This window comes from Niveispirillum sp. KHB5.9 (genome assembly GCF_048066115.1).
In the GTDB taxonomy this organism is placed as follows: domain Bacteria; phylum Pseudomonadota; class Alphaproteobacteria; order Azospirillales; family Azospirillaceae; genus Niveispirillum.
In genome coordinates this window covers 23,657-33,832 of record NZ_JBLTYX010000036.1, presented here as the reverse complement: position 1 = coordinate 33,832, position 10,176 = coordinate 23,657, and the positions used below count along the sequence as shown (strand labels likewise).

Sequence of the window (10,176 nt, the reverse complement as noted above, 5' to 3'; positions counted from 1 at the left end):
GGGTTGGGCGTCAACCTCTCAGCCACGCATCGATCAACTGCCGGGAAATGCTGTCGAAGGGCGGCAGGCGGAACTGTTCCGATCCCTGGTGCTGGCGGATGAAATCGCGGCTGAACCAGCGCGCATCCTCCAACTCCTCCTGGTCGGGCCGTACGTCGAACGTCGTGGCGCGGGCGTGGAAGCCCAGCATCAGCGAGGAGGGGAAGGGCCAGGGCTGGCTGGAATGATAGCGCACGTCGGTGACGCGCACGCCCGCCTCCTCCAGGCACTCGCGTATCACCGTTTCCTCCAGGCTTTCGCCCGGCTCCACGAATCCGGCCAGGGTCGAGTACATACCCGGCGGAAAGCGCGCCTGACGGCCCAGCAGGCAGCGGTCGCCGCCATCATGGACCAGCATGATCACCGCCGGGTCATGGCGGGGAAAATGCTGGGCATTGCATTCCGGGTTGGTGCAGCGCCGGCTGTGCCCACCCTCCGCCACTATGGTGGGTGCGCCGCAGGTACCGCAGAATCGGTGTTTGCCATGCCAGAGCATCAGGGCGCGGGTATAGGCGTAAAGCCCCCCTGCCCGTTGCCCGATGCGGGTGCCCAGCGAGCGCAGTTCCACGAACCGGCCCAGCTTCGCCACCTCCGCATGAGTGTCGACATCCTCCATGGGGGACAGGTCGACGGCGAAATAGGAATGGGTGCCGTCATCGCCCAGGAAGATGGGAGGCATGGAGAGATGCCAGCCCCACCAGTCGGCGGTGACCGGCAGATAGGCTGGCAGGGGTGCGTCGTCCGACCCGGTGACCAGGTGCCGGCCCCGCCACCAGGGGATGATGCGGGCGGCCTGGGGGTGGCGCAGCCGGTCGGCCAGCCACGCTTCATCCTTGCGCCGGTGGGCGGCCCGGTCCAGGCCGCTGCCGGCATAGAAGTTCAGTCTCATCATGGTTTTGCGACGGTGACATGGGCCCGATCCGCCCGCCAATGCGTTGGCGGCAGAGCGGCCCCGGTTTAATTCCCCTTGTCTTTGCGGTGGCGCTCGCCGATATAGGCGTCGGGAGGTTGGCAACGGGCGGGTCCCTCGCCAACCCGGTCAGGTCCGGAAGGAAGCAGCCGTAACGAGTTTCGGCTCGGGTCGTTCGTCCAGCCTCCCACCCTTTAGAAAATTTGGTTAGAAAATTTGGCCGGCCGTTGCTGCTTGTCCGCAAGCGGTATCGCGAAATCCATGGCATCACGCGCGCCACGTCCTTAAACTGCGCCGTCCTTGCCGTAGACCCGAGACGCCCCGTGACTGACGAGACGAACAGCCCGCCCGCATCCGGTGCCGCCTATCGCGTGCTGGCGCGCAAGTACCGGCCGCAGAATTTCGATGAGCTGGTGGGGCAGGATGCGCTGGTCCGCACGCTGCGCAATGCCATCCAGTCGGGGCGCATCCATCAGGCCTATATGCTGACCGGTGTGCGCGGGGTGGGCAAGACGACGACGGCGCGCATCATCGCCCGCGCCTTGAACTGCATCGGGCCGGACGGGCAGGGCGGGCCGACCATCAGCCCGTGTGGCGTGTGCGAGATGTGCGTGTCGATCGCCGCCGACCGCAATGTCGATGTCATCGAGATGGACGCGGCGTCGAACACCGGCGTCGACAATGTGCGCGAGATCATCGAGGGCGTGCGCTATGCCCCGTCGTCCGCCCGCTACAAGCTCTACATCATCGACGAAGTGCACATGCTGTCGAAGAGCGCGTTCAACGCGCTCTTGAAGACGCTGGAGGAACCGCCGCCGCATGTGAAGTTCGTGTTCGCGACGACGGAAATCCGCAAGGTGCCGGTGACGGTATTGTCGCGGTGTCAGCGATTCGACCTGCGCCGCGTCGATCACCAGACCCTGGTCGGCCATTTCACCCGCGTGGCGGGCAAGGAAGGCGTGCCGGTGGAAGCCGACGCCATCGCCCAGATCGCGCGTGCCGCCGATGGGTCGGTGCGTGACGGGCTGTCGCTGCTGGATCAGGCCATCGCGCTGGGTGGAGGGACGGTGACCCTGGCCCAGGTGCGCGACATGCTGGGGCTGGCCGACCGGACGCGGGTCATCGACCTGTTCGAGGCGACGATGACGGGCAAGCCGGCCGATGCGCTGGATATTCTGACCGACCTGCATCGCTGTGGCGCCGATCCCATCGTCATCGCCCAGGACCTGCTGGATTTCACCCATTTCCTGACCAGGGCGCGGGTCATCGCCGGGACGGCCGACGATGTGTCGATCCCGGAGGATGAGCGCACGCGCGGCGTGGGGCTGGCGCAGAAGCTGGGCATGCCGTCGCTGGCGCGGGCCTGGCAGATATTGCTGAAGGGTTTGGGCGAGATCCAGCATGCGCCCGTGCCGATGCAGGCGCTGGAAATGGTACTGATCCGCCTGTCCTATGCGTCCGACCTGCCCAGCCCGGCCGATCTGATCCGTAAGATCAACGAGGCCGGTGGGGTGGAGGCGGCGGCGCGTGCCCTGCATGGCGGTGGCGGACCCGGTGGGGGCGGTGGATTTGGCGGTGGTGGCGGACCGGGACCTGTGGTGCATTCCGCCCCGACCCAGGGCGCGCCCATGGCCATGGTGGCGGGCGGACGGGCCTTTGCCGGGGCACCGGCGCCGATGCCGGTGGCGGCGCCGCAACCGGTCGGAAAGATCGATACGGTTCCGGAACCAACCAGCTTCCGTGCCGTAGCAGACCTGTTCCTGGACAAGCGTGAAGGCGTGCTGGCCGGGATGCTGCGCGCGTCGGTCCATCTGGTCCGTTTTGAGAGTGGAATGATCGAGCTGCGGCTGCAGCCGGCCTGTCCGCAGAACCTGCCGGGCAAGGTCGGGCAGTTCCTGACCGAATGGACGTGCAAGCGCTGGGTCGTGTCGGTTTCCGGTGCAGCCGGTGAGCCGACCATCGCCGAGCAGGAGCGCGAGGCGGAGCAGCGCCAGCGGGCCGAAGCCGCCGAACATCCCCTGGTCAGGGCCGTGCTGGAGGCGTTTCCCGGGGCCAGGATCGACAAGATCATCGACCAGAGCCAGGTGGCCCTGGCCGCCCCGCCGCCGTCCGATCCCGAAATTCCCGAGGCGCTGGACGCTTTTGGGGGTGACGAGATGGCCGACAGCCCTTATTTCGATGCACCACCGCCCATGGATGAGGGCGATTATGAAGGAGACTTCTGAGCCATGAAGAATATCGGCCAGATGATGAAGCAGGCCCAGCAGATGCAGTCCAAGATGGCTGAGATGCAGGCCAAGATGCAGGAACATGAGGCCACGGGCGTGTCCGGTGGCGGCATGGTCAAGCTGACCCTGAACGGCAAGGGCGACCTGCGCGGCCTGAAGATCGACAAGTCCATCGTCGATCCCGAGGATGTCGAGGTCCTGGAAGACCTGATCACCGCCGCCTATAACGACGCCAAGACCAAGATCGAGGCGTTCACGGCCGAGCAGACCAACGCCATGATGGGCGGTCTGAAGCTGCCGCCCGGTTTCAAGATGCCTTTTTGATTGTTCCCTCAGGCGCCGGGTGGGCACATCCGCGCCCTTGGCTTGACGGCCCCTGGGGCGCGGGCCGGCGGTCGCCGGCCTCCAGCGGTCAATCAATGACCGCTGGGATGTGCCCCGTCATCCCTGGAACAGCCTTGCGTTCCGCCGTACCTCGTCCGCGATGAATTCCGCCGTCACGCGGATGCGCGACAGGTGGCGGACGTCGGAATGGATGACCAGCCAGAAGCTGCGGACGAGGTTAACCTCGTCGGGCAGCAGCCGGACCAGGTCCTTCTCCCCCGCCGCCATGAAGCAGGGCAGCACGGCGATGCCGCTGCCGGCCTGCACGGCGCGGAACTGTGCCACCAGGCTGGCGCTTTTCAGATAGGGGCGGATGTCGCGCGACACCAGCGGCACATAGTCCAGCTCCGGCGTGTAGAGCAGGTCATCGATATAGGAGATGAACCGGTGCCGGGCCAGATCGCCCACGCCGGTGATGGGCTCCGCATTCTCTAGATAGGAGCGGGCGGCATAGAGGCCCAGTTCGTAATCGGTCAGCTTGCGGGCATGCAGGCGCCCGGCCTCCGGCTGTGCCAGGGTGACGGCGATATCGGCCTCGCGCTTGGACAGGCTGAACAGGCGCGGCATGGCCACCAGCTGCACCTCCAGGTCCGGGTGCAAGCTCCCCAGCCGGCCGATGCGCGGGGCCAGGAAGAAGCTGCCGAAACCGTCGGGCGTGCCGATGCGCACCGCCCCCGATAGCCGGGCACCGGCCCCGGACAGTTCCTCCATGATGGTCAGGGCCATGCCTTCCATGGCCTCGGCATTCTGCAACAGCGTCTCGCCCGCCTGGGTCAGGCTGTAGCCGGTGGCGTGGCGTTCGAACAGGGTGGTGCCCAGCGCCTGTTCCAGCCCGGTCAGGCGGCGGCCCAGGGTCGTATGGTCCACGCCCATGCGCTTGGCGGCCAGGGTCAGGCGGCCCGACCGCGCCACGGCCAGAAAGGATTGCAGATCGTCCCAGTCGAAGCGGCTGGCCATCAGGGATCCCATGGGGAAAAACGCACAATAACGGCGATGAACTTCGCATGGATGTGCGCAAGGCCGCAATGGTACTGGTTGAGGTGCGGAATTCATCACAATTGGCGCTATAGAAGGGGCAACAGTTCCCAGGCCATTGCGATTGAAAGGGAGGATGGGTTTTGAGCGAGGACGTGATCTGCACCGTGAAGGGTGCCATCGGCCACATCCTGTTGAACCGGCCCAAGGCGCTGAATGCGCTGACGCTGGGCATGGTGGAGGTGATCGCCCCGGCGCTGGATGCCTGGGCTACCGATCCCGCCATCAAGGCCGTGGTGATCCGGGGTGCCGGCGACCGCGCCTTCTGTGCTGGCGGCGATGTCCGTGCCGTCTGGGATGCCGGTTTGCAGAAGAAGCGCGGGGAAGGCAGCGGGGCCCTGGCCAGCAGCTTCTTCGCCGGTGAATACCGGCTGAACCGCCAGATCAAGAATTTCCCCAAGCCCTATGTGGCACTGATGGACGGCATCACCATGGGCGGTGGTGTGGGTCTGTCGGTCCATGGCAGCCATCGGGTGGTGACGGAGAAGACCTTGCTGGCCATGCCGGAGACGGGCATCGGCCTGTTCCCGGATGTCGGCGGCACCTGGTTCCTGCCGCGCATGCCGGGCAGGCTGGGGTTGTATCTGGGCCTGACGGGCGCGCGGGTGCACGCGGCCGACCTGATCCATACGGGCATCGGCACGCACCATGTGGCCTCGGCGTCGCTGGACGCGATCGAGGCGGCGCTGGCGGGGGGCCAGGATGTGGATGCGGTGCTGGCGGCGCATGCGGTGCCGGTGGGCGAGGCGCCGCTGGCGGCCCTGCAGCCCGCCATCGATGCGGCGTTCGATGCGCCGGATGTCGAGGGCATCGTGGCCGGTCTGATTTCCCAGGGGACCGGTTGGGCCGACAAGGTGGCGGAGACCATCCTGTCCATGTCGCCCACCAGCCTGAAGGTGACGTTCGAACAGTTGCGCCGCGGGGCGGACCTGGATTTCGACGATTGCATGCGGCTGGAATACCGCATGACGCAGGCGGTGATGGATGGCAACGACTTCTATGAAGGCATCCGCGCCGTGCTGGTCGACAAGGACAAGAACCCGAAATGGAACCCGGCCAAGCTGGCGGATGTGCCGGCGGCGACGGTGGCGACGTATTTCGCCGTGCCGGCGGGTGGGGATCTGACATTTTAAAAGCCAAATCAAGAGGAGGAAACGACCATGGCGACCATTGCGTTCATCGGGCTGGGCAATATGGGTTTGCCCATGGCGAAGAACCTGTTGAAGGGCGAGCACACGGTGCTGGGCGTCGATCTGGCCCCGGCCAATATCGCGGCCGCCAATGAGGCGGGGATCGATACGTCCAAGGCGGCGGGCGATGCGGCGGCGGCGGCGGATGTCGTCGTCTCCATGCTGCCGGCCGGCCCGCATGTCCGTGCCGTCTATGGCAATGCGGGCGGGGTGATCGAGCGGGCAAAGCCCGGCACCCTGTTCATCGACAGCTCCACCATCGATGTCGACAGTGCCCGCGCCGTGATCGCGCAAGCCGAGAAGGTCGGGCACCGGATGGTGGACGCGCCCGTTTCCGGTGGCACCGGTGGGGCGGCGGCGGGGACGCTGACCTTCATGGTTGGCGGGGCGGATGAAGCGTTCGCGGCGGCCAAACCCTATCTGGAACTGATGGGCAAGAACATTGTCCATGCCGGCGGGCCGGGCACGGGCCAGGCGGCCAAGATCTGCAACAACATGGTCCTGGGCATCTCCATGATCGCGGTGTCGGAGGCGTTCGCGCTGGCCGACAAGCTGGGGCTGGAGCGGCAGAAGCTGTTCGACATTTCCAGCACCGCATCGGGCCAGTGCTGGTCGCTGACCAGCTATTGCCCGGTGCCGGGGCCGGTGCCGACATCGCCCGCCAACCGCGACTATGCGCCGGGCTTCGCGGTGGACATGATGCTGAAGGATCTGAAGCTGGCGCAGCAGGCGGCCGCCAGCAGCGGTGCCTCCACCCCCCTTGGCGCGCAGGCCGCGGCGCTGTATCAGCTATTCTCGTCGGCGGGGAATGGCGGTCTCGACTTCTCCGCCATCGTGAGGATGTTGCAGGGGAAGTGACATGGATGGCGTGGCAAGCGGCAATCTCTATCATCTGTTCGAAAGCCGCTTTCCCGCCGACCGTGAGGCGCGGTTCATCACCTTGATGGATGGGCCGCGCCAGGGTGTCTGGTACAATTACGGCGACGTCGCCTCGATCAGTGCCCGTTTCGCCCATGCCATGGTGCGGTTGGGCGTCAAGCGCGGTGATCGGGTGGCCGTACAGGTGGAGAAGAGTGCGGAGAGCCTGTTCCTCTACCTCGCCACCCTGCGGCTGGGTGCCGTCTACCTGCCGCTGAACACAGCCTATCAGAAGGGCGAGATCGCGTACTTCCTGGAGGACGCGTCGCCGGCCTTGTTCGTCTGCCGGCCGGAGGATGAGGCGGGGATGACGGAACTGGCCGCGCGCTGCGGTGTGCCAGCCGTGGTGACGTTGGGGGATGCCGCGAATGGCAGCCTGCCCGACATGGCCATCGACCTGTCCCGTGAATTCGACACGGTGGCGCTGGGCGGGGATGAGCTGGCGGCCATCCTCTACACGTCCGGCACGACGGGCCGGTCGAAGGGGGCGATGACCAGCCACGGCAATCTGGCCAGCAACGCCCTGGCCCTGCACCGGCTGTGGGGCTTCGTGCCCGGCGATGTGCTGCTGCATGCCCTGCCGATCTTCCATGTGCATGGGCTGTTCGTGGCCACCAACACCACGCTGCTGAATGGCGGGCACATGCTGTTCCTGTCGAAATTCGACGCGGACAGGGTGGTGGAGCTGCTGCCGCAGGCCAGCGTGCTGATGGGCGTGCCCACCTTTTATACCCGCCTGCTGACCCATCCGGGCTTCACGCGCGACCTGGTGGCGCATATGCGGCTGTTCGTCAGTGGGTCGGCGCCGCTGCTGGCCGACACGCATACGGAATTCTCCGACCGGACCGGTCACGCCATTCTGGAGCGGTATGGCATGACCGAAGCCGGAATGATCACGTCCAACCCGCTGGTGGGTACCCGTGTGCCGGGGACCGTGGGTTTCCCGCTGCCGGGCGTGTCGCTGCGCATCGCCGATGAGCAGGGGGCCTTGCTGGGCACCGACGAGATCGGGCAGATCGAGATAAAGGGACCCAACCTGTTCAAGGGTTATTGGAACAAGCCGGAAAAGACCGCCGAGGATATGCGTGCCGACGGGTTCTTCATCACCGGCGATGTGGGCAAGGTCGACGGGCGCGGCTATGTCCATATCGTGGGCCGCGCCAAGGATCTGGTGATCTGCGGCGGCTTCAACGTCTATCCCAAGGAGGTGGAGACGGTGCTGGACGCCATCGACGGGGTGGTGGAAAGCGCTGTGGTGGGCCTGCCACACCCGGATTTCGGGGAGGCGGTGGTGGCCGTGATCCAGAAGAAGCCCGGCCGCGCGGACGTGACCGAGGCATCTGTGATCGCCCATGTGAAGGGCGAGCTGGCCAATTTCAAGGTGCCCAAGCGGGTATGGTTCGTGGACGAGCTGCCGCGCAACCAGATGGGCAAGGTGCAGAAGGCGGCCCTGCGTGAGCAGCACAAGGCGGCGTTCACGGCGTAGGAACAGCAAGGCGCGGGTCCCCTGGGGACCCGCTTCTGCCCCTTACTTCTTCTTTTTCTTGTCGTCCTTCTTCTTGCGCGACGGCTTGGACAGGTTGCCCAGCAGCTGTTCGAAGAAGTTCAGGTCATGGCCGACGGTGGGGGTGACGCGGGCCACCGGCTCGACATAGGCGGCGTCGGCCATGCCGTCCAGTTCCTTGATCTCCTGCACCGTCCCGCCCTCGTCGAAGCGGACGCGGATGATGCGCTGCGCGGTCACCTCGGGGTCCAGGAAGGCCGTCTGTTCGGTGCGGCGGCCGATATAGTACCAGGTGGAACCGTCGATCACGCCGGTGGAGGTGGGCGTGCCCAGCACGTACTGCACCTGTTCGCGCGTGGTCTGGCCGGCCTGGATCTGCGCCAGGCGATTATCTTCCACCAGATTGCCACGCTGGGCGATGATGGGGCTGCAGCCGGTCAGACCGAGGCAGAGGACGCCGAAGGTCAACAGGGCGGTTGCATGGGTCTTGCGCATCAACGTGACGTCTCTCGAACCTTGGATGTGACCGACGGCGGGTGCCGGCAATGCACCCGGACAATGCACGGGGCAGCCCCCCATACACTATCGGCGCTTCGCCGTCATGTGCCGGTTGGTCCGTGCGGGCACGAACCATGGCTTGACGGCGGGCCTGCCGCCCCCCTATCTGGCCGCAGACATTGGCACCGGCCTTGGCGCAATGTCAATGTCCGCACCTGTCCGTTTCGGGAGAAGGCCTTGTTCAGCCGCCTGTTCCAGCGCCCCCGGCGCGAGCGCACCATCGCCGCCCTCTATGGCGCCATTGTGGCCCAGTCGCGCCAGCCGGTGTTTTTCACCGATCTGGGCGTGCCCGACACGCTGGAGGGGCGGTTCGAGATGGTGGCGCTGCATGCCTGGCTGGTCATGCGCCGGCTTGCCATGGGCGGCAAGGATGTCGCGGAGTTCAACCAGGCCCTGTTCGATTTCATGTTCGCCGACATGGATTTCAACCTGCGCGAACTGGGCGCCACCGACATGAAGGTGGGTGATAAGGTCAAGGAACTGGCCAGCCATTATTATGGCCGCGTTGCCGCCTATGACGCCGGCATCGCCGCCAAGGACGATCCGTCCGTGCTGCTGGCGGCCATCGACCGCAATCTCTATGGCTCCACCCTGCCGGACCCGGCCCATGTGGGCGCCATTGCCGATTACATGCGCCGGCAACTGGTGCATATGGAAACGTTTCCGATCGACCGGCTGCTGGCCGGCGAGGTGGAGTTCGCACCATAATATATTAAGGAGAGGCCGTAGGTCGCGGGTGAGGCGAAGCCGAACCCCGACAAGCAACGGCGCTAACGAATGTCGGGGTTCGCTTGACGCTCGCCCGCGACCTACGATGAGGACATCCCCATGACCACCCCCGAACTGTCCCGCATCGTCATCGCCGAGAAGGTGACCACCGGCGGCGGGTTCGAGACCGTGACGGCCAGCGAGGCCGAATGCGCGGCCCTGGCGAAGCGATTCGATCTGGTCTCCGTCTCCGGCCTGAAGGCCAAGCTGCGCCTGCGCCGTGTCCGGTCGGAATTCATCAAGGTGACGGCGGAGCTGGAAGCCGATGTGGTGCAGCGCTGCGTGGTGACGCTGGAACCCGTGCCCGCCCATGTGAAGGAGGAGTTCAGCGCGCTGTTCGCCCCCGACCACCTGATCCCCAAGGAGGAGGAGGATGGCGAGAGCGACCATTTCCAGTTCCTGGGCAATGACGAGGACTTCCCCGAGCCTATGCCGGGCGGACGTATCGACATCGGCGAACTGGTCGCCCAAAATCTGTCACTGGCGCTGGACCCGTATCCGCGCAAGGATGGGGTGGAATTCACCCCGATTCTGGAGGATGTGGGGCCGGATACGCTGAATTTGACGGAGGACTTGGCCCCCGAGCCGCCCCGCCAGAACCCTTTTGCGGCCCTGTCCCGCTTAAAGAAGCCCTCTTGACCG

The 10,176-nt window shown here is 65.8% G+C and carries 10 protein-coding genes and 1 other RNA gene; 8 read left to right on the top strand and 3 right to left on the bottom strand.

What is annotated here, in order from left to right; translation table 11 throughout:
* Positions 1–10: 10 nt before the first annotated feature.
* Complete coding sequence (gene nudC, locus ACM9HJ_RS29840) at positions 11–931, bottom strand: NAD(+) diphosphatase (RefSeq protein WP_416575450.1); 921 nt, start codon at positions 929–931, stop codon at positions 11–13.
* Positions 932–1,042: 111 nt separating this feature from the next.
* On the opposite strand from nudC, the gene ffs reads away from it, so the two are divergent.
* The 3 genes from ffs to ACM9HJ_RS29825 all read left to right on the top strand — a co-directional run bounded on the left by ffs (position 1,043) and on the right by ACM9HJ_RS29825 (position 3,501).
* An RNA gene (gene ffs, locus ACM9HJ_RS29835) (signal recognition particle sRNA small type) lies at positions 1,043–1,140 on the top strand.
* A gap of 132 nt (positions 1,141–1,272) precedes the next feature.
* Positions 1,273–3,174, top strand: a complete 1,902-nt coding sequence (locus ACM9HJ_RS29830; RefSeq protein ID WP_416575449.1) for a DNA polymerase III subunit gamma/tau — start codon at positions 1,273–1,275, stop codon at positions 3,172–3,174.
* 3 nt (positions 3,175–3,177) lie between these two features.
* Positions 3,178–3,501 (top strand): YbaB/EbfC family nucleoid-associated protein, encoded by a 324-nt coding sequence (locus ACM9HJ_RS29825; RefSeq protein ID WP_416575448.1) that lies wholly within the window; start codon positions 3,178–3,180, stop codon positions 3,499–3,501.
* Between the two features lie 117 nt (positions 3,502–3,618).
* Here ACM9HJ_RS29825 and ACM9HJ_RS29820 read toward each other — a convergent pair whose 3' ends face one another.
* Positions 3,619–4,518: a LysR family transcriptional regulator gene (locus ACM9HJ_RS29820; RefSeq protein ID WP_416575447.1), complete on the bottom strand. Its 900-nt coding sequence runs from the start codon at positions 4,516–4,518 to the stop codon at positions 3,619–3,621.
* 161 nt (positions 4,519–4,679) lie between these two features.
* On the opposite strand from ACM9HJ_RS29820, the gene ACM9HJ_RS29815 reads away from it, so the two are divergent.
* Genes ACM9HJ_RS29815 through ACM9HJ_RS29805 form a run of 3 tightly spaced genes read left to right on the top strand, consistent with a single transcriptional unit; the run spans position 4,680 to position 8,190 of the window.
* Positions 4,680–5,729, top strand: coding sequence for an enoyl-CoA hydratase/isomerase family protein (locus ACM9HJ_RS29815; protein ID WP_416575446.1), 1,050 nt, complete (start codon positions 4,680–4,682; stop codon positions 5,727–5,729).
* 27 nt (positions 5,730–5,756) lie between these two features.
* Positions 5,757–6,644: a 3-hydroxyisobutyrate dehydrogenase gene (gene mmsB, locus ACM9HJ_RS29810; protein WP_416575445.1), complete on the top strand. Its 888-nt coding sequence runs from the start codon at positions 5,757–5,759 to the stop codon at positions 6,642–6,644.
* 1 nt (position 6,645) lies between these two features.
* Entirely contained in the window at positions 6,646–8,190 is a 1,545-nt protein-coding gene (locus ACM9HJ_RS29805) for a malonate--CoA ligase (RefSeq protein ID WP_416575444.1), read from the top strand.
* 42 nt (positions 8,191–8,232) lie between these two features.
* Here ACM9HJ_RS29805 and ACM9HJ_RS29800 read toward each other — a convergent pair whose 3' ends face one another.
* Positions 8,233–8,703, bottom strand: a complete 471-nt coding sequence (locus ACM9HJ_RS29800) for an outer membrane protein assembly factor BamE (RefSeq protein WP_416575443.1) — start codon at positions 8,701–8,703, stop codon at positions 8,233–8,235.
* Between the two features lie 240 nt (positions 8,704–8,943).
* On the opposite strand from ACM9HJ_RS29800, the gene ACM9HJ_RS29795 reads away from it, so the two are divergent.
* Together ACM9HJ_RS29795 and ACM9HJ_RS29790 are read left to right on the top strand one after the other, a co-directional pair.
* Positions 8,944–9,474 (top strand): ubiquinol-cytochrome C chaperone family protein, encoded by a 531-nt coding sequence (locus ACM9HJ_RS29795; RefSeq protein ID WP_416575442.1) that lies wholly within the window; start codon positions 8,944–8,946, stop codon positions 9,472–9,474.
* Between the two features lie 120 nt (positions 9,475–9,594).
* Positions 9,595–10,173, top strand: coding sequence for a YceD family protein (locus ACM9HJ_RS29790; protein ID WP_416575441.1), 579 nt, complete (start codon positions 9,595–9,597; stop codon positions 10,171–10,173).
* The last annotated feature ends 3 nt before the right edge of the window (positions 10,174–10,176 follow it).